This is a genomic window from Kordiimonas marina (assembly GCF_023006325.1).
Lineage (GTDB): Bacteria > Pseudomonadota > Alphaproteobacteria > Sphingomonadales > Kordiimonadaceae > Kordiimonas > Kordiimonas marina.
The window spans coordinates 140,889-160,621 of the sequence record NZ_JAINDF010000003.1; the positions used below are offsets into that span (position 1 = coordinate 140,889).

Annotated in this window: 18 protein-coding genes; 5 read left to right on the top strand and 13 right to left on the bottom strand. The window is 58.7% G+C overall.

Annotated elements, in window-relative coordinates:
• Positions 1–73: 73 nt before the first annotated feature.
• From K6118_RS07120 to K6118_RS07150, 7 genes are read right to left on the bottom strand one after another with little or no spacing between them, the layout of a single operon-like run.
• Positions 74–1,339, bottom strand: a complete 1,266-nt coding sequence (locus K6118_RS07120) for a TolC family protein (protein WP_247119547.1) — start codon at positions 1,337–1,339, stop codon at positions 74–76.
• On the bottom strand, positions 1,339–1,647 hold the full coding sequence (locus tag K6118_RS07125) for a DUF3240 family protein (protein ID WP_247119548.1): 309 nt from the start codon (positions 1,645–1,647) through the stop codon (positions 1,339–1,341). The genes K6118_RS07120 and K6118_RS07125 overlap by 1 nt, the downstream gene beginning before the upstream one ends.
• Positions 1,644–4,745 carry an efflux RND transporter permease subunit gene (locus K6118_RS07130; protein ID WP_247119549.1) on the bottom strand — a complete coding sequence of 1,034 codons (3,102 nt, stop codon included), beginning with the start codon at positions 4,743–4,745 and terminating at the stop codon, positions 1,644–1,646. The genes K6118_RS07125 and K6118_RS07130 overlap by 4 nt, the downstream gene beginning before the upstream one ends.
• Before the next feature lie 4 nt (positions 4,746–4,749).
• On the bottom strand, positions 4,750–5,802 hold the full coding sequence (locus K6118_RS07135) for an efflux RND transporter periplasmic adaptor subunit (protein WP_247119550.1): 1,053 nt from the start codon (positions 5,800–5,802) through the stop codon (positions 4,750–4,752).
• Between the two features lie 44 nt (positions 5,803–5,846).
• Positions 5,847–7,205, bottom strand: coding sequence for a sensor histidine kinase (locus tag K6118_RS07140; protein ID WP_247119551.1), 1,359 nt, complete (start codon positions 7,203–7,205; stop codon positions 5,847–5,849).
• Entirely contained in the window at positions 7,202–7,867 is a 666-nt protein-coding gene (locus K6118_RS07145) for a response regulator transcription factor (RefSeq protein WP_247119552.1), read from the bottom strand. The genes K6118_RS07140 and K6118_RS07145 overlap by 4 nt, the downstream gene beginning before the upstream one ends.
• Positions 7,864–8,211 (bottom strand): PepSY domain-containing protein, encoded by a 348-nt coding sequence (locus K6118_RS07150; RefSeq protein WP_247119553.1) that lies wholly within the window; start codon positions 8,209–8,211, stop codon positions 7,864–7,866. The genes K6118_RS07145 and K6118_RS07150 overlap by 4 nt, the downstream gene beginning before the upstream one ends.
• A 218-nt stretch (positions 8,212–8,429) precedes the next feature.
• Between K6118_RS07150 and betB the strand changes: the two genes are divergently transcribed.
• The 4 genes from betB (at position 8,430) to K6118_RS07170 (ending at position 13,198) form a co-directional block, all read left to right on the top strand.
• Complete coding sequence (gene betB, locus K6118_RS07155; RefSeq protein WP_247119554.1) at positions 8,430–9,893, top strand: betaine-aldehyde dehydrogenase; 1,464 nt, start codon at positions 8,430–8,432, stop codon at positions 9,891–9,893.
• The gene (gene betA, locus K6118_RS07160) at positions 9,893–11,578 is read left to right on the top strand and encodes a choline dehydrogenase (protein WP_247119555.1); all 1,686 of its coding nucleotides are present in this window, start codon (positions 9,893–9,895) and stop codon (positions 11,576–11,578) included. The genes betB and betA overlap by 1 nt, the downstream gene beginning before the upstream one ends.
• 77 nt (positions 11,579–11,655) lie before the next feature.
• Positions 11,656–12,876 (top strand): BCCT family transporter, encoded by a 1,221-nt coding sequence (locus K6118_RS07165; protein WP_247119556.1) that lies wholly within the window; start codon positions 11,656–11,658, stop codon positions 12,874–12,876.
• Positions 12,877–12,940: 64 nt separating this feature from the next.
• Positions 12,941–13,198, top strand: a complete 258-nt coding sequence (locus tag K6118_RS07170) for a hypothetical protein (protein ID WP_247119557.1) — start codon at positions 12,941–12,943, stop codon at positions 13,196–13,198.
• A gap of 22 nt (positions 13,199–13,220) precedes the next feature.
• Here the strand turns inward: K6118_RS07170 and K6118_RS07175 are convergent, their stop codons facing one another.
• Both K6118_RS07175 and K6118_RS07180 read right to left on the bottom strand, forming a co-directional pair.
• Positions 13,221–14,399 carry an alpha/beta fold hydrolase gene (locus K6118_RS07175; RefSeq protein ID WP_247119558.1) on the bottom strand — a complete coding sequence of 393 codons (1,179 nt, stop codon included), beginning with the start codon at positions 14,397–14,399 and terminating at the stop codon, positions 13,221–13,223.
• Between the two features lie 58 nt (positions 14,400–14,457).
• Entirely contained in the window at positions 14,458–14,970 is a 513-nt protein-coding gene (locus K6118_RS07180; protein WP_247119559.1) for a YybH family protein, read from the bottom strand.
• A 401-nt stretch (positions 14,971–15,371) separates the two neighbouring features.
• Between K6118_RS07180 and K6118_RS07185 the strand changes: the two genes are divergently transcribed.
• The gene (locus K6118_RS07185; RefSeq protein WP_247119560.1) at positions 15,372–15,704 is read left to right on the top strand and encodes a hypothetical protein; all 333 of its coding nucleotides are present in this window, start codon (positions 15,372–15,374) and stop codon (positions 15,702–15,704) included.
• A 17-nt stretch (positions 15,705–15,721) separates the two neighbouring features.
• On the opposite strand, the gene K6118_RS07190 is transcribed toward K6118_RS07185, so the two are convergent.
• The 4 genes from K6118_RS07190 to metG all read right to left on the bottom strand — a co-directional run bounded on the left by K6118_RS07190 (position 15,722) and on the right by metG (position 19,715).
• A complete protein-coding gene (locus K6118_RS07190) occupies positions 15,722–16,525 on the bottom strand; it encodes a retropepsin-like aspartic protease family protein (protein ID WP_247119561.1) in 804 nt (267 codons plus the stop codon).
• Positions 16,526–16,594: 69 nt separating this feature from the next.
• Positions 16,595–17,347, bottom strand: coding sequence for an MBL fold metallo-hydrolase (locus tag K6118_RS07195; protein ID WP_247119562.1), 753 nt, complete (start codon positions 17,345–17,347; stop codon positions 16,595–16,597).
• Complete coding sequence (locus tag K6118_RS07200; protein ID WP_247119563.1) at positions 17,344–18,159, bottom strand: TatD family hydrolase; 816 nt, start codon at positions 18,157–18,159, stop codon at positions 17,344–17,346. The genes K6118_RS07195 and K6118_RS07200 overlap by 4 nt, the downstream gene beginning before the upstream one ends.
• Positions 18,159–19,715: a methionine--tRNA ligase gene (metG, locus tag K6118_RS07205; protein ID WP_247119564.1), complete on the bottom strand. Its 1,557-nt coding sequence runs from the start codon at positions 19,713–19,715 to the stop codon at positions 18,159–18,161. Before metG ends, K6118_RS07200 begins: the two co-directional genes overlap by 1 nt.
• Positions 19,716–19,733 lie beyond the last annotated feature (18 nt).

The following is a 19,733-nucleotide window of genomic DNA, read 5'->3' on the forward strand; positions in this document are numbered from 1 at the left end:
AGGGGTCGGCTGTGACCCGGACGAGGAGAATAGAGTGCCGGGTCACAGCCTGGGGGGTAAACTTTAGACGAGATTATTCATGGTGTTCGTGTTCGCCTTCGGCGTGACGCACCCAAATCTCGTGTGAATCGATCTTGAGCTGAAGCGTGGCATTCTGCGCTTCCGCCCGTGCCATGACTTCAGAGCGCTTGAGCTCATACTGCTGGCGGAGCGCGCGCAGATAGTCAGTCAGGTCACGCTCACCCAGCTCAACCGCGCGGGCGAAACGTTTGGTGACGGCCATGCCGGATTTCTCGGCCGATTGGGCATCCTGCCAAATGCCGAGGCCGGTTTGTGCCCGGGTGATGTCCCGTTCAGCCAACACTTCAAGGTCACGGCGGGCCTGTTGCGCTTCTGCGGCAGCAGCAACAGCCTGAGCACGCTGATAGTCACTCTGCGCTGACCTGCGTGACATGCCGAAGGGCATCGAGAAGACGACACCCACGCCGGTCTCCGTCCCGCCGCGTTCACGGAACAGACGGACACCGACACTCGGGTCCGGCATCTTGTCGAGCTTGGCCCGGTGGGCGAGCGCCAACTGACGCTGCGCTTCCTGTTCAGCCATCTTGAGTTCATGGCTGCGGGTCAGGATGAGGTCATGCCATTCGCGCCGGGTGTGACCGGTCTCTGTCGGGTCCGGCAGGGCCGGGGCGGTTGCGGGCAGGGCGAGGTCCGGGAAGATACGGTGCAGCGCGCGTTTGGCCTCCAGCTCCCTGGCCTTGCTGGCTTGGGCTGTGGCCTTGGCCTGCATGAGGGCGGTTTCGACCATTTCCACGTCCAGTTCAGCCGCATCCTTGAGGCGCTTACGCTCCTTCACGGCCTTGAGCTCGCGCTCGTAAGTGCCGAGCGCTTCCTGGTCGACCTTGGCGACAGCCGAGGCCGCAAGCCAAGCCATCCAGTGGTCCTTCAGGAGCAAGGCGACCTGATGGCGGGCGTCATCGCGGGCATTTTCCGCGACTTCCATGCCGAGCGCGCCGATCTTGCGGTCGGCCTTGGCCTTGCCCGGCAGGCGAATGGCGCGGCTGAGGGTACCGTCCAGCTCGCCATAATTGCCTTCCGGCGTGTCACGGCGCATGTAACTGCCGCTGAAGGTATAATCGTGGCCTGCGCGGCGGCCGCGGGCATCAGCCTCCGCCGCCGTGAAACGGGCCGAGGCAGCGTTCACCATGGGATGCTCGTTGATCGCCTGCTGCACCATGTCGAAGGGCGGCAGGAAAGCGTCTTGGTCTTCAGCGGTCGCGGGTGAAAACACCGGGGCAACCGTCAGAAGCAGACCGACAATAGTAGGGGTAATCTTCATCACAGACTCCCATATTCGAGTACGGGTTCGGTCCAGTAGATGACATGGGCGCCCTTGCTGCGGGCTTTCACCGCCTCAAGCGCACGCTTCACATCACTCTCAGCCAGCACGGCCCACAGGACGCGCCGCCCGATGCGTCCGCGCACATGTTCCTGCGCGGAGGCATGGCTGAAATCCTGGCCGTGGCCGTCCGCCGCAAAGGTCGTGAACCCAGGCAGGGACGGCTCCAGCTCGAGAAGAGTATCGACAATGTCTTCCGCGACCTCAGTCGGGCAGACGATAGCGAGCTTGCACAATGCTTCGGTCATGCGTCGCTCCTTTCCACTGAAAGGGAGGTTACTTCCGGCACCGCGCCAAAGCGGCGGAACAGGATCGGTAACAGGAACAGGGTGAGCAGGGTCGAACTGGCGAGGCCGCCAATCACCACAATCGCGAGCGGTTTCTGGATCTCAGACCCCGGTCCGGTTGCGAACAACAGCGGGATCAGGCCGAAGGCCGTGATACAGGCCGTCATCAGAACCGGCCGCAACCGGCGCTGGGCCCCTTCAAACACCACCGAGCGGGCATCCATGCCGAGCGCGATCAACTGGTTGAAGTGCGCCACAAGCACAAGGCCGTTCAACACCGCGATCCCGAGGAGGGCGATAAAGCCCACCGAGGCTGGAACCGACAGATACTGGCCGGAAATCCACAGGGCAACGACGCCACCCACCAGCGCGAACGGGATGTTCGCGAGGATCAGCATGGACTGCCGGACCGACCGCAGCGTGGCGAACAGCACCAGGAAGATAAGCGCGATGGCAAGCGGGACAACGATCGCCAGGCGGGCCGCGGCCCGTTTCTGGTTCTCGAACTGGCCACCCCAAACCAGCCGGTAGCCCGGCGGCAGCGGTACTTTAGCGGCAACCTGCGCCTGTGCGTCCTGCACGAAACCGACGAGGTCACGGCCGCTGACATAAGCCTGGATGACGGCGAAGCGGGACGCGTTTTCACGGTCAATCTTCACCGCACCTTCCGGCATACTGATGTGGGCGATATCGCTTAGGCGCACCATACCGCCGTTCGGGGTTGCCATCATATGGTTCTCGAACACCTCAGGCCGGTCACGGACATCGCCTTCACCACGGATCAGGATCGGGATACGGCGATTGAGTTTGGCGACATAGCCTGCGCGGGTGCCTTCAAGCTGGGCCCGGAGCTCATCCTGAACGTCCGAGATTTTGAGCCCGGCGGCACCGGCGGCGAGCCTGTTGATGCCAACCTGAAGATACTGGACGTTGTCATTGGCGACGGTCATCACTTCCGCAGCACCATTGATGCTGCCGACGACCTTCTGGATTTCGCCCGCCAGTTTACCCAATACTTTAAGATCGGGACCAAAAACCTTGATTGCCAAGTCTCCGCGGCTACCGGTGAGCATTTCGGATACCCGCATCTCAATCGGCTGCGTAAAGGCGAAATCGACCCCCGGATAATTGTCCATGACTTGGCGGATCTGGTCCGTGAGCCAGACCTTATCCGGCTTGCGCCATTCTTCCTTGGGCTTGAGCGTCAGGAAGATATCGCTTTCATTGAGGCCCATCGGGTCAAGGCCCAGTTCGTCCGAGCCCAGGCGCGCATAAACGCCGGTGACTTCAGGGACAGCCTTCATGACCGCCTGTTCTACCGACAGGTCACCCTTGGTGCTGCGGTTGAGGTTCACGGACGGCAGTTTGGTGGTCTGCAACAGGATCGCGCCTTCATCCATGGTGGGCATGAAGGTCTTGCCCACAGCCATATAGCTGATGACGGCAGCGATAAGCCCGACGCCGGCAAGCGCATAAACCGGGGAAGGACGATTGAGCGCCATATCCAGAAGCTTGCGGTAGCGCGGCATGATCTGGCGCATAAGCCAAGGGTCGGCATGGGCGCCAGCCTTCAGGGCGAAGGATGACAGGACCGGGATCAGCGTCAGCGACAGCACAAGCGAGCCCGACAGCGCGAACACGATGGTCAGTGCAACCGGCGCGAACAGCTTGCCTTCAAGGCCCTGCAAGGACAGGAGCGGCAGGAACACCAGACAGATGATCAGGATACCCGATGCCACAGGCACGGCCACTTCAGTGGTAGCCCGGTAAACCCTATGGAGGGCAGGGACCTTGGCTTCTTTCTTATGATGCGCCAGGTGCTCGACCGTGTTTTCCACCACCACGACGGCAGCATCGACCAGCATACCGATGGCGATTGCCAACCCTCCGAGGCTCATGAGGTTTGCGGTCAAACCGAACGTGCGCATCATCATGAAGGTGATCAGGGCGGCGAACGGCAGCGTCACCGCCACAACGAGCGCAGCCCGGACGTTCCCGAGGAACAGGAGCAGCAGGACCACCACAAGCACCGTGGCTTCAACAAGCGCGCTGGAAACCGTGCCGACGGCACGTTCGATCAGCGTGGACCGGTCGTAAAAGACGTTGATATTCACGCCTTCCGGCAGACTGGGCTTCAACTCCTTGATACGTGCTTTGACCTCATCCACAACAGCACGGGCATCGGCACCGCGCAGGGCGAGGACAAGCCCTTCGACCGCTTCACCCTGGCCGTTTTTGGTAACGGCGCCATAGCGGGTGAGCGACCCGAAGCGCACCTTGGCAAGGTCTTGCACCCTAAGCACATGGCCGTGGTTCTGGCTCACGACGATCTGGCGAAGGTCATCCAGTGTCTGAATTGCGCCGACGGCCCGAACGATAAGGCCTTCCTCACCGTCATCAAGGCGGCCGGCCCCGTCATTCCGGTTGGCCATTTCGATGGCGTCTTTAAGGTCGGCAACTGTAAGGCCTGCGCCCAGAAGGGCAGCGTTGTTCGGCACGACTTCAAAGGTGCGGACACGGCCGCCGAGCGCGTTGACGTCAGCAACACCCGGCAGGGTCCGGAGTGCGGGCCGGATTGTCCAATCCAGAAGTGTGCGGCGTTCTTCAAGGCTTAAGCCGCCGCCTTCAATCGTAAACATGAAGACATCGGACAGCGGCGTGGAGATCGGTGCCAGCCCGCCTGAGACGGTGACAGGCAGGATATCCATGACCCCGGCCAGCCGTTCGGCGACCTGCTGACGCGCCCAGTAAACGTCGGTCCCTTCCTCGAAGTCGATAGTGACGTCGGCGATGGCATATTTGGCAACTGAGCGCAGAATGGTCTGCTTCGGAATGCCGAGAAGCTCCATCTCCAGCGGCATATTGATGCGCTGTTCCACTTCCTCAGGCGTCATACCCGGCGCCTTGAGGATGATTTTCACCTGGGTCGGCGAAATATCGGGGAAAGCATCAATCGGCAATTTCGAGAAGGAATAGCCCCCGGCGCCCGCGATGAGAAGCGAGAGCACCAGAATGAGCAAGCGCTGTGACAGCGCGAATTCTATGATTTTTGACAGCATGGCTCTATTCCTGCTGCGCGATGGCTTTAAGGGCGGACACGCCTGCAACGGCGACGGTCGCCCCAGGCTTGACCGGCCCGGTCACGGTGGCCATCTCAGCCCCGAGCGCCAGCACGTCTACCTGCACAGCATCAAAGGATTTGCCGTTTGCCACGAAAATGGTTTCCTTGCCGTCGACCCGAATGATGGCCGAGCGCGGGACGGCGATTGAGCCATCAGGCGCGGGAGCGAACACGGTTACCTGCACGGCATGGCCAAGTGGCAGCTTGCCTGCGCTATCCAGCACACCGCGCACAGTGGCCGAGTGGGTCTTGGGGTTGATAACCTTGCCAACGGCGATGACATGACCCTTGAGGTCACCCGGTGCGACGGAAATCTCATAGCCTTCGGAGACGGCCCCGACGAGCGCGGGCGGCAGCTTGGCTTCAACCCAGGCATCCGCAGACGTTTCAAGTGTCACAACGGTTTCCATGGCGTCGACCATGTCACCCGGTTCGGCATCCACCACGGCAACCCGCGCATCCCGCGGGGCGGTCAGGCGGTAAACACCCGTTTGCTTAGGATCGGCAGCGGCAAGGGACAGCCGGCGTTCCAAGGCATTGAGGGCAGCCTTCAGTTGTTTGGCGCGGGCTTCGGCTTCCTGGGCACGGGCTTCGGCGATAATGCCTTCTTTCGCCAGCTTACGAAGCCGAACAGCGGCCGCCTTGGCGGTTTGATATTCAGCCTTGTGCTGCTGCATTTCAGAGCGGCCTGTCAGGTAATCCCCACTGGCGATGGTCAGGAGGGTATCGCCTTTCTTCACCGCCTTGCCCTCAAGGGCAGCAAGCGACATGACCGAGCCCGCAAACGGGGCAGCCACCGCGAGACGAGCGTTCATCGGCGCGGTAATCTTGCCGGGCAAGGTGCTCAGCGACATTTTCTGGGCGGCTTCCACCGTTTTGAGGCGGATGCCCAGATGGTCGATTTGCGCCTGAGTAAGCTCAATCGGCGCGGCGGACGCCATACCGGCGGCAACGCCGGAAAGCAGGAATGCTGCAACTGCATGTTTCAAAAACATAGGAACCAGTCCTCTACGGTGGGGAAAGGGGATTAAAACAGGGGTTAACATGGCAGCCTCGCGTCAATATGGAGGCCACCCTTGGGGCGATTGGTAAAATGAATACTGCCGCCGTATGCGGTGACAATGTCCCGCACGATGGCGAGGCCGAGGCCGTTACCTGGGGCGGCTTCGTCCAGGCGAACACCACGCTCCCCCAGCCGGGGCAAGCCTTCGGCGGGAACACCGGGGCCATCGTCTTCGACGATAAGCATCACATGTTGAGGCCCCGCCGCATTGGCGCGGAGCCATATGTTGCCCGTTGCCCATTTGGCGGCGTTATCGAGCAGGTTGCCCAGCAGTTCGACCAGATCATCACGGTTCATCTGAACCGTAAGGTCGGGCGCGATATCGATGTGCCAGGCATGACTTTCGCCAGCGGGCGTGCGCTGTAGGGTACGGACAACGCGTTCGGCCATTTCCCTCAAGGGGGTGCGGACACCGCGAAGGGTGCCGCGTTCATCAAGCCGGGTGCGGTTAAGTTCCTGGTCGACATGACGGCGCATGACATCAACAAGGCGTTCGATTTCCTCGGCTATCTCATCCTGGCCGCGCTCACGCAGGCGCCGGGCTTCGCCCTGTAGCACGGTCAGCGGCGTTTTCAGGCCATGGGCAAGGTCGCCCGCCCGGGTTCGGGCCCGTTCCACGGCTTGTTCCTGGGCTTCAAGAAGGTCATTCACTTCATCAATGAGCGGCTTGACCTCATCCGGCTGGTCGGCGCTCAGGCGGCGGGCATCCCCGGTACGGATAGCCATGACACCGCGGCGGACCGCCTCAAGCGGCTTCAAGCCCATGCCGACCTGGAACCAGACAGCGATCAGCAGCACAAGCCCGAGGATCGCCATTGATGGCTTCAACTCTGCCGCGAAGGCGGCGCGCGCCTGGACAAGGTCGGCTTCATCAAGGCCAACCGCCATGCGGAGCGACCGGTCCCCCTTCGTCGTCGGGATAATGATGCGGCGCTCCTGCACCAGAAGCGTGGTGTGATCCGGCCCCGGCAGGATATGGCGGTGAATGGCGCCGACTTTAAGCGGGTCGGGCGGTAGCGCGATCTTGGTATCCCACAGCGAGCGGGAATATATGGCCTGCCCACGGTCATTGTCTTCCACCTGCCAGTAGAGACCGCTGAAAGGCTGGTCGAAACGTGGGTCCGCCAGCGGCATCCGCAGGCTGAAGCTTCCGTCAGGGGCAAATTCGATCCCGCCGGACAGTTGGCGCAGATAGGTGGCCAGTTCATCCTGAACCCGGCGTTCAACATGGCGGTCGAACAGATATTCAAGCCCGAAGCCACCAAGGATCAGCGCAACCGAGATTGCGGCGGCAGCAGCGATGAGAAGGCGGAGGCGGAGGGACCGAAAGCTCATTTCGCTTCATCCTCCACCACATAGCCAAACCCGCGGCGGGTCAGGATAATATTGGCGCCAAGCTTGCGGCGTACCCGGCCGACCATCACCTCGATGGTGTTTTCGGTGGTATCGCTATCGCCGGGATAGAGGTGCTCGATCAGCTCCGCCTGGGAGACAACGCGCCCGGCATGATGCATGAGGTAGGCAAGCAGGCGGTATTCCTGCGCGGACAAGTTGGGGTTACGGCCACCCACGTCCACCTTCATGGTGCGCGGGTCCAGCATTACGGGACCAATCTTGATCACCGGCTGGGTTCGGCCGGTTGCCCGGCGGGTAATGGCGCGAAGACGGGCCATCAGTTCCGGCATCTGGAAAGGTTTCGGCAGGTAATCATCAGCACCGGCGTCTATCCCATCCACCCGTTCGGCCCAGCTGCCGCGCGCGGTCAGGATCAGGACAGGGCAGGTGCGGTCATTGGCGCGCCAGTGCTTGAGAACGGCAAGGCCATCCATCGACGGCAGGCCAAGGTCCAGGATGACGGCGTCATAGTCTTCGACATCGCCCTTGAACCAGGCTTCCTGGCCATCGGCGGTGCGGTCGACAAGATAGCCGGCCTCGACGAGCGCATGCTCGACCTCGCTTGCGATCCGGTCGTCATCTTCAACGAGGAGAACCTTCATGGATGGTTCTCCACTTTTTGGATGATTCCGGTCTTGGCATTGGCGTGGATATAATGCAGGTGGCCGGCCTTATCGACGGTGCGGAATTCGTAATACCATATACCGCGGTGCATCTCGAACTTGATGCCGACGATCTCGTCCTTCAGCTTCGGGCGCACCATGGCGAGCACTGTTTCAAGCGACAGGACCTCGCCGCGGTCAAGCGCTGCGCGGGCCGTCAGATGGTCGACACTGTGCTTTTGCTCACTGCTTTCCGGCCCGGGCGGATGCACGGTCGCCATCGCGCCAGGAGCATAAGCACCAGGCAGCAGCAGCAGGATAGCAATGGCGAGTTTTCTCATCATGGTCGCGACCATACCTATTTGCTGCTGACAAGAACCTGACAAACGTCAAAATAGGTTAAATATTCTCCGAATTCGCTCTAAACCCACGGGATCGGCCATTTGTGCCAGATTAAAGGTTTTATTGAATAGTCATTCAAGTTAAACATTTACCCCCTAAGGCCCGTATAGGGCACCTGCCATGGTTGGGCGGCAGGGTGGTTTGAAGATGAAAGAGTTTGATGACAGATCCTATTTACCAGAATTTCGTGGGGGGACGCTTTCTTGCCAATAAAACAGGGGAAACCCTGCCGGTGATAAACCCGGCTACAGGCAAGGTGGTCTATAGCGTTGAAATTGCGGATACTTTTGTCCTGGAAGAAGCTATAAAAAGCGCGGAGGAGGGGTTTGCAGTCTGGTCTGCCATGCCGGGCGTGGAACGGGGCCGCATCCTCCTGAAAGCCGTCTCACTTCTGCGGGAAAGAAATGATGCGCTCGCGGCGATCGAAGTGACGGACACGGGAAAACCCTGGCAGGAAGCCTCTACCGTTGACGTCGTCACCGGGGCCGATGCCATCGAGTTCTTCGCGGGGCTTGCCGCAGCCATAGAAGGCAACCAACAGGACCTTGGGGGTGACTTCTATTATACCCGCCGGGAACCGCTCGGCGTCTGTGCCGGGATCGGCGCCTGGAACTACCCGCTTCAGATCGCCTGCTGGAAAGCCGCGCCCGCCTTGGCGTGCGGCAACGCCATGATCTTCAAGCCATCGGAAGAAACACCGCTTGGGGCCATCAAGCTCGCGGAAATCTTCATCGAGGCCGGTGTTCCGGCCGGTGTTTTCAATGTTGTTCAGGGCGGTGCCGAGATTGGTGAGTGGCTGACCCATAACGACCGGATCGCAAAGGTTTCCTTCACCGGGGAAGTAGGGACCGGCAAAAAGGTCATGGCGGCAGCCGCAAGTTCGCTGAAGGATGTCACCATGGAACTTGGCGGCAAATCGCCGCTCATCATCTTCGACGACGCTGAGTTGGAAGAAGCCGTATCCGCCGCGATGCTGGCCAATTTCTATACCCAGGGCGAGGTCTGCACCAACGGCACACGGGTTTTTGTTCATCGGTCGCTATATGATGACTTCCTGAATAGGGTTAAAGAAAGAACAGAAACCAATGTAATTATTGGTAATCCAGGGAATGAAAGAACCAATCTTGGGGCGTTGATTTCTGAAAAACACCGGGATCTGGTCCTCGCTTATATCGCCAAAGGTATTGCTGAGGGCGCCCGTCTGATAACCGGCGGCAACACCGTGTCGCCAGACGGCTGCGAAGGCGGCTATTTCGTTGCACCGACGGTATTCGCCGATTGCACGGATGCCATGACAATCGCACAGGAAGAGATTTTCGGGCCGGTCATGTCGGTTCTGGTCTTCGATGATGAGGACGAGGTGATTGCCCGCGCCAACGACACCCATTATGGCTTGGCCGCTGGCGTCTTCACCAAGGATATCAGGCGCGCCCACAGGGTGATCCATCGGCTTCAGGCCGGGATCTGCTGGATCAATGCCTATGGCGCATCGCCAGCCGAAATGCCTGTCGGCGGCTATAAACAGTCCGGTATCGGGCGGGAAAATGGGCTTGAGACGATCAAGGCCTATACCCAGCTCAAGGCCGTCTATGTCGGCATGACCCCGGTCGAAAGCCCGTTCTGATGGCAAAAAAATATGATTTTATCATCGTCGGCGCAGGCTCGGCGGGCTGCGTTCTTGCAAATCGTTTGACCGAAAGCGGGCAGTATTCTGTCCTGCTTCTGGAAGCCGGTGGGTCGGACAAAAGCATCTTCATCCAGATGCCGACGGCGCTGTCGATCCCGATGAACACCAAGAAATACGCCTGGCAATATTATTCCGAGCCTGAGCCAGGGCTTGACGGCAGGCGCCTCCATTGCCCGCGCGGTAAAGTGCTCGGGGGCTCGTCCTCCATCAACGGCATGGTCTATGTGCGCGGTCACGCCCGTGATTTCGACGAATGGGCGCAAGAAGGCGCCGAAGGCTGGGATTATGCCCACTGCCTGCCTTACTTCAAAAAGGCTGAAACCTGGGCTTTCGGGGGTGATGAATACCGCGGCGATCATGGCCCTTTGGCGGTTAACAACGGCAATGAAATGCAGAACCCGCTCTACCGGGCCTTCATCAAGGCCGGTGTTGAAGCGGGCTATCTGGGAACCCCGGATTATAACGGTTTCAATCAGGAGGGCTTCGGCCCCATGCATATGACCGTGAAAGACGGCGTGCGCTGGTCGGCATCGAACGCCTATCTGCGCCCTGCCATGAAACGGCCGAACCTGACGGTTTTGACCGGCGTCCGGGTTGAAAGGCTGCTGCTTGATGGCAAAAGGGCCGCAGGGGTCGTTTTCACCCAGCACGGCCGTGAACAATCTGCATCCGCAGGGCGGGAAGTGATCCTGTCGGCGGGGCCGATCGGCTCCCCGCATATCCTGCAGCTTTCCGGTATCGGTAATCCCGATACCCTCAAGGACGCGGGCATTACCCCCACACATGACTTGCCGGGGGTCGGTGAAAACCTGCAGGACCATATCGAATTTTATTTTCAATATGAATGTAATGAGCCCATCACGCTCAACGGCAAGCTCGATTGGTTCAGCAAGGGCTTGATCGGCGCTGAATGGATCCTGACCAAACGTGGTCTCGGGGCCACGAACCACTTTGAATCGTGTGGGTTTATCCGGTCGAAAGCAGGGGTTGCCTGGCCTGATATCCAGTATCATTTCTTGCCGGCTGCAATCCGGTATGACGGCAAATCCGCCTTTAATGGCCATGGCTTCCAGGTCCATGTCGGCCACAATAAACCCAAGAGCAGGGGCTCCGTGAAGGCCCTTTCCGCCCGGGCTGAGGACGCCCCGGCCATCAGGTTCAATTATCTGCAACATGAAGATGATATCGCAGGGTTCCGCGCGTGCGTGCGGCTGACGCGGGAGATCATCAACCAACCCGCTTTCGACGCATACCGCGGCAATGAAATCCAGCCTGGGGCCAATATTGTGACGGATGACCAGATCGACGCCTTTGTCCGGCAGAATGTGGAAAGTGCTTACCATCCCTCCTGTAGCTGCAGGATGGGGGTGGACGATATGGCCGTGGTTACGCCTGAAGCCAAAGTGCGGGGGCTTGAGGGCCTGCGCGTTGTGGATTCGTCCATCTTCCCGACGCTGCCGAACGGCAACCTCAATGCGCCAACCATCATGGTGGCGGAAAAAGCGGCGGACATAATCCTCGGGCGGGCGCCGCTGGCGCCTTCTGATCTACCGCATTTCGAAGATGCCGACTGGCAAAACCGACAGCGCCAGGACGCAGCTGAACGCCCCTCCGAACAATAATGACCTACGACATAAATTGATAACAAACGGGAGTGAAACATCAGACAGGACGTATGGCATAGCATGAGGGCAGGCCGATGACAGCATGGTTGAGCCTTGGCCTCATCTTCACCTTTGCAGCGGTTCTGTACATTCTTTTCCGGTGGGGGCGTGTCCGGTGTGAGGGCCCGCTTCCGGTCCCGACGATTACCTTTATCGCCATCCTGTTTACGTCAGGGCTCGATGTCGGGCTTATCATGTTTCCGCTGACCGAGTTCGGGACCTACACCGACCTTGCGACCCACCCCGAATATGGCTTCACCAACCCGCTCGCCATCGAATTCGGCTTCTGGGGCTTCCTGATCTGGGGTTTCTATTTCCTGACATGCAGCTATTTCTGCCTGATCGAACCCAAGGTACGGTTTTTCGAGCTATGGCCCGTTAAGCTGCTGAACAATATAGTTATTATTGGGACTTGTGCCTTCACGGCATACCTGCTTCTCGCCAACTTGCCCTGGTATATTCCCTCCCTTGCCGAGAATAAGGCGGCCCCTGTCATTTTCATGGCCATCGTGCTTGTGGTGATTGGGGCTGCGGTTTTCTCCAGCATGGATATCAAATATATCCGGATTCTGAGCCTTGCCAGCTCAGGCCTGTTTGGCGCGCTTATCCTGTTCCTGTGGATAGCGTCGCTTATGAAGGGCGGGTCCTTTGCGGACTATCTTTCAACCCTGGGGCTGATTGGCGGCTATTTCAAACACCTCGATAAATTCATGCTGCCGATCAACCAGTATCACGCCTTTTATCTCTACTGGTGGTTCGCCTGGAGCATCATGATCGGCCAGTTTACCGCGCAATTCATCGGCGGACTGAGGACATATCAGGTCTTCCTCGCCATGGTGGTGGTACCGTCCATCCCGATCGCGCTCTGGTTCTCCGTGCTTTATTATTATCACGAGCATGGGTTCGCCACGGAAGGACTCATCAATTGGGCGATGATCTTTGTCGGCATCACCTTCGTGATCAACTCGCTCGATTCACTTGTTCGGCTTTATACGGACAATCTCGGCCTCACGGTTAAAAGGCTCGGACGCGGGCGCTATTGGCTCATCAATTTTACCGCGCTCGCACTCTTAACAGCGGCTTTCTTGGGGAATTTCCTCAAAATAGAGTGGGTGGGCGCGCTTGTTATCGGCATATATTTCGTTTGTTTCCTTTATATCGTCGCTCACCGGTCGAAGCTCTCATCAAGTCGCCAGCCGGTTCCGCATAAGGGGCAGGGTGCGACACTTGCCCGCAGTGACGCTCACGCCCGCTAAGGCTATCTCCGCGCGGCGCAGCCCATAGCGCCGCACCTGTTCTTATTGATTGGAGTTATGCCTCATGACCGACACTATCGCCGTTCGCCCGTCACTGTTTAAACGCCTGCTGCTTTCGCTTCCGTTCGTCGGGCATATGATCAAGGACGCCGGCAAAAGTGAAGAGGCACTCATTTTCGCGGTTCTGAACCTCATCATGTTTTGGGTCGCGGCCGGCTTCATCTGGGGCCTGAATGGCGTTATCGCCGTCGCCCTCGTGCTGGCCCCTGTCACGCTCTTCACCATCGCAGCCATGATGCTGTCAGGCGGCAAAATATCCTGACGACACGCCAGCGGCCGGGCGGTCAGTCGCCCGTGCGCGCCATCAAGGCCTTCAGGTCCTCGATCCAGAATTTCGCCCAGGTGTGGGTGCCGTGGCCACGGGTTTCGGTGCTTTCCGGGATCAGGCGATACTGTATGACCGGGTTGCGCTTCACCGTCCATTCTGGATAAGGCAAGTTGCGCGGATTGATGAAGTCGTCGGCCGAGTTGACCCACATGGTCGGTGCCTTGATCTTCTCTATCCCCGGCCAGGGGTTATAGTTGCGCGAACTGTCGAACTGGAACAGGAAGTCATTGGCGTCGCGGGTTTTCATGTCGCGCTCGACCGCGGCACGCACCGCGGCCACCGCTTTATCGCGGGTCGGGTACAGCGCCTGATAGTTGATCGGGCGGGACCCTGCGATGAAGAGGATGGAGGAGGCGGTCCGGATGCCCTGGAGCGGCTCGGTCTTATACTCGCCGCCCATCCAGGCCGGGTCGTTCACAATCGCATCCATCGCCATTTGCCGCCACTGTCGGTTAAGCCCGGCGATCTGCGTCGGCATACAGGCCATCGGCATCAGCGCCTTCGGAAAATCCGGGTACCTTTCGCCCCAGATGAAGCCATGCATACAGCCCATCGAGGTGCCGAAAATCAGCCGGATATGCTTGAGGCCCAGCCCGTCGGTCAGCAGCTTGTGCTGCAGATCCACCATGTCGTCATAATCATATTTGGGGAAGCGCATGTGCAGCCCGTCCGACGGCTTGCTTGACCCGCCATGGCCGATATTGTCGGGCAGGATGATCCAATATTTGCTGATGTCGAGGGGCTGGCCGGGGCCATAGAGCAGGTTTGCGAATTGCGGCACGAGAAATTGCTTGCCGCTGCCGCCGGTGCCGTGCAGCACCATGATCGCATTATCGATCTCGCCGTCAGCGTTCCTGTGCGGCTTGCCGAGCGTGGTATAGTGGAGGCGCACCTCAGCCAGGCTTTCGCCGCTCCGGAACTTGAAATCATGGACGACATAATCGCCCTCATGGGTCGGCCAGGCGACGCGTTCCGGAGCGGGCATCGGCATGGGCTTGAGCGGTGGGGGAAAATCGCTCGCCACGGTGGGCTTGGGTGCGGTCAATGTGCCGGTCTCGCGAAACTGATCGATGGCCGCTCCGGCGGAAGTGAGGCTTGAGGCCTGGAGGGCGGCGGCGAAGATGATCGATAACATAGCGGTTTTCCTTGATTACGGCCTGGAGTAGGGGCTGCTGCGGTCGGTGTCTGCGCCTTTAGCGGACGGGCACACCCTCTGTGCCGGGCGCGCCGGCATGCGCCTCGAACGAGGAGACATGATTCATACTGATAACCCACCGCCCGTCTATCTTGCGGAACAGGCGGGTGTTGATGCCTTCTTGCGGATGATCCTTCCGCTCCAGATGATAATGGCTAATGAGGAGCGCGGCATCGGGGGCATAGACCTCGACCGTCATGTCGTAGAAATGGAGCTGGCCGCGCCCGTCTGGCGAGCCGCCATAGTCCTTCACATAATGGTCGAGCGCATCCTGCCAGCCGCCCTTGATGCGGCCGCCTGAGACGAACCGCACGCCCGGATTTTCAAAGCCAGCCATATAGCCCTTGAAATCCCCGCTGTTCCACGCTTTCTCCATCGCGGTAATGACGGCGATGATATCGGCCTTCGCCTTGGCGGCAACTTCAGGAGAAACCTGTGCGGCGGCGGGGGAGGCCAAGGACGCTGACATCGCGATCACGATCAGCGGCATTGTCATCAAACGTTTCATCATGGTTACAAGCTCCCCAAATCCCGATCCATGAATAATCGTATATCATATCGCCATGCATTCAAGGCGGAAGGCCAGCCCCATCAAGCAAGATCCTATCGTGCGGATCAAAAACTATTGGCTCGACCTTAGTTGGTCTCCGAAGTCATGTTGACGAGAGATGTCGATCACTAGGGCTGATACGGAAGTGCGATCGGGTCCATCACACAAACCATATGCTGGTTCGATCAAAAGGCATTCCGGGAAGGGAGTCGGAAAAAACCTGCTAGCGCAAACAGTTCGTGAACAAAGGAGTCACGAATAACGCATAATTTATATTATGGGAAATGTTAGGTTATTCATATAGCTTAAATCTTAATTAAATTTTTCGACATTTATTGCTTTTTAACCAATAGCTTGTATCCATGTCAGACGATTATCACGGTAATAAAGCAGCGCAGTTATCTTCTATGACCCTCTCTGACAAAATATTCGCCAGTGTTTGGTTTCTCCTCGTGGTCCCCGCGCTGTTTTTGCTGAGCCCGACATTCGTGACCTTCATCGTCGTCCTGTCCGTATCCTTGGTGTTTCTCACACAGGCTGTGCTGAAACTTTCCTGGCGCTGCAATAGCTGTGGTCATTTTACAAAACTTGCGCAAATGCCGAATAAGGCACGCTTTCTCCGTGGCGAGATGACCTGTTCGCATTGTGGGAAAACACAAACCCGCTCGAAATCCTACGTCAGAAGCACGGTCTGAACTGACATGCCCGGCCTTTACGGCTTCAGCAGCAGTAAATTCGACCGGAATTCCACGCTTGAGAATTTATTGAGTGCCGTCATGCCGAAAAGCGAGCCAGGCATTTCCGCGCCATTGACTGTCACGGGCACGTTATAGAATTCCTTATCCCCGATCTTCATGATCCGCACCGTGGTCCGGGCAAAACGCACAGTCCCGTTGGCTGTACCCGCGACGGCATCGAAATGAAGTGTGGATGGGTCGATCCCTATCCGTTTGGCGTCTTCCGGGCTCAGAACAATGTTCGAGGCACCGGTATCCACCATCAAACGCACGGGAACGCCGTTAAAATCGGCCCGTAGCCAGAAATGGCCGTCCAAGGCCCTGTGGACGAGCATCAGCCCTTGCTCGCCTTCGGTCACACCAGACGGGTCAAGCGCGGTCATGAAACGCGTGCCAAAGTCCGACCGGTACAGATAGAAAACCACGATAGCGAACAGGATGACGATCCAGAGCCCGGCCATTTTTGCGAGGCGAAACAAGCTTGAACGGCTCCAGAAAGCTGCGGCACCGCCAAAAATGAACAGGATGATCATCGCCCGTACAAAATAAGGATCGCTCGTCAGTCCTTCGGTCGGAAATGCCAGGGAAAGGCCCAGCAGCAACAGCCCCAGCCCTACAACGAAGATGAGGAATCGCCCCCAGCGCGGCGCCCTGATCTCCCGAGTGTCGGTATTTTTGTCTGATTTCGGCTCACGCACTGTTAAGTCACCCGGCGGCGGATCGCCGGGGTCATGGTCTTTTCTGTGATGGTCTGGCACTTGCCAAGACGAATGGCTCATGCACGGGCCTCCTTGTTCGCCTTCAGCATACGGAATGCGCTGTCACACGCCAAGACTGTTTAATGGGTCTCAGACCTCAATCACCATGCCGTCATAGGCGGGTTCGACCCCTTCAGGCAAATTGGCGCGCAGGGTCTCGTAATCCATGTCCCAGGTCATATGGGTCAGGATCGCCCTATCCGGCTTTAACCTATTGATCCAGCTTAGTGTTTTCTCAAGGTGCGCATGGGTTGGATGCGGTTCGTAGCGAAGCGCGTCGACGACCCAGACCTTCACACCCTTCAGCACATCGAACGCGGTTTCCGGCAGGCGGTCCAGGTCGGTCGAATAAGCCATGTTGCCAAAGCGGTAGCCAAGGCTGATGCCGCTGCCGTGCCCCTGCTCGAACGGAATCATGGTAAGACCACCGACCTTGACCGGTCCGTTCAGTGCTTTCGCCGCACAAATGGCCGGATAGCCGTTTTGCGACCGGAAAACGTACCGAAATTTCTCCTTGAGCGCTTCAAGCGTGCAGGCGTCACCGTATACCGGCACCTTTTCGCGCGTAGCCTGGAAGAAACCGCGCAGATCATCGATCCCGTGGGTATGGTCGGCATGGTCGTGGGTGTAGAAAACAGCATCAAGCGCCTGCACATGGGCTGACAGCATCTGTTCCCGAAGGTCCGGCGTGGTGTCGATCAGGACGGTGGTGTCGCCCTCCTCGACCAATACGCTCGCGCGGCGACGGCGGTTTTTCGGGTTCTTGGGGTCGCACGCGCCCCAATATTCCGGCATCTTGGGAACGCCGCCCGATGTCCCACAGCCGAGGACGGTCAGTTTCATGCCGCCTGCCCCGCAAGAACCGGCGGTTTCGATTTGTTGAACAGCCGGAAGAAGTTACTGGTGGTCGCTTCCTGAAGCTCTTCAAAGCTTTCACCCCGTAAGTTAGCCACAAAGCGCGCCGTATCCATCACGAAGGCGGGTTCACAGGTCTGGCCGCGGTGCGGCACGGGGGCGAGGAACGGCGCATCGGTTTCAACCAGCAAATGGTCAAGCGGGATGGTTTTCGCGGTTCCCTGAAGCGCCTTGGCGCTTTTGAAGGTCACAATGCCGGACAGTGAGATATAGAGCCCCATCTCCACCATGGCATCCGCGAGCTTCTGGCTGGCGGTAAAACAGTGGATAACGCCCGGAAATTCGCCCTTTTTCATTTCCTCAGCGACCATGGCGATACAGTCGTCATCGGCATCACGGGTATGGATGATGACCGGCAGGCCGGTTTCGCGCGCGGCAGTCATATGAACGCGGAAATTCACCGCCTGCATGTCCCGGGGCGCATTGTCGTAAAAATAGTCGAGCCCGGTTTCGCCGATCCCGACGATGCGCTCATGCATCGCGCGCTCAAGCAGAGCCTCTAGCGCGACATCAGGCTCATTCTCAGCCTCATGCGGGTGAATGCCGACAGTGCCGTAAACATCCGGGTAGCATTCCGCAATGGCGCGGATCTCTTCGAATTCGCGCAGTTTGGTATTGATCGCCAGCATACAGCCGACCCCGGCCGCACGGGCGCGCTCAACCACCGCTTCCTGCTGTTCTTCAAGCCCGCCGTAGTTCAGATGGCAATGGCTGTCGACGATATAGCCATAGTCAGCCATCAGGCTTCGCCCTCCTCCGCCGGCAGCTCGAAGCGCGGGAACACGCCTTCAGGCTTGGGAATAGCCGTGCCCGGTTTGATGCGGCCCGCTTCGCCGATCTGCTCGAACCCGCGCTCAGCCACATTCATCTGGCTCAGCAGCTTGTCCATCGACTGCGGCATAATCGGCTGCGCGAGGATGCCGATCTGGCGGATAACGTCGGCGAGTACATAAAGAACCGTGTTCATGCGCTCAGGGTCTGTTTTCTTGAGCGCCCAGGGCTGCTGGACCGAAATATAGCCGTCCGCTGCCGTCACCAGGCCGATAATGGCATCGAATGCCAGATGGAAAGCCTGACGGTCCATATGGCCCCGCACGACCTCAAGCGTTTCTTCAGCTTTAGCAAACAACGCATTGTCATCACTGGTGAAAGAACCAGGAGCAGGAACCTGTTCGTCACAGTTCTTGTGAATCATCGACAGCGTGCGCTGGCTCAGGTTACCGATGCCGTTGGCGAGGTCCGCGTTACAGCGGAGCACGAAATTCTTGCGCGAGAAATCGCCGTCGTTCCCAAACGGCACTTCGCGCAGAAGGAAGAAACGCACGGGGTCGAGGCCGTAGCTCTCGATCAGCTCAAACGGGTCGATCACGTTGCCGAGCGATTTGGAGATTTTCTGGCCTTCATTGGTCCACCAACCGTGGGCGAACACCCTGCCCGGCAGCGGCAGGTCCGCCGCCATCAGGAACGCGGGCCAGTAAACGGCATGGAACCGCAGGATATCCTTACCCACCATATGCACATTGGCAGGCCAGAATTTCTTGTAGGCTTCAGCGCCCTCGTCCGGGTAGCCGACAGCGGTCAGATAGTTGGTGAGCGCGTCGATCCAGACATACATGATATGCCCGGGCGCATCCGGCACCGGCACACCCCAGCTGAAGGTGGTGCGGGAGATGGACAGGTCCTCAAGCCCGCCTTTAACGAAGCTTTTCACTTCATTCAGGCGCGCGCGCGGGAGCACGAAGTCCGGGTTTTCGTCATAGAAAGCCAGAAGCTTGTCTTCAAACGCGGACAGCTTGAAGAAATAGCTCGGCTCCTCGACCCATTCGACCGGGGCACCGGTAGGCGCCAGTTTTTCGCCGTTCTCACCGTCCGTCAGCTCGGTTTCGGTATAGAAGGCTTCATCGCGGACAGAATACCAGCCGGCATATTTGTCTTCGTAGATATAGCCTTTTTCCTGAAGCACCTTCCACAGGTGCTGGACCGATTTCTTGTGCCGCTCTTCCGTGGTGCGAATGAACTGGTCGTTCGAGAAGTTCATCGCCTTGGCGAGGTCCTGGAACCGGGCGGAGACCCGGTCACAGAAGGCTTGCGGGTCAACGCCGGCCTTCTCAGCGGACTTTTCTACCTTCTGTCCGTGCTCATCGGTACCGGTGAGGAACATGACGTCATGACCATCCAGCCGCTTGAAGCGCGCCAGCACATCGGCGGCAAGCGTCGTGTAAGCGTGGCCGATATGCGGAACATCGTTCACATAATAGATCGGCGTAGTCACATAATAGGCCGGTTTCTCGGTCATAAGTCTCTCATCACAATA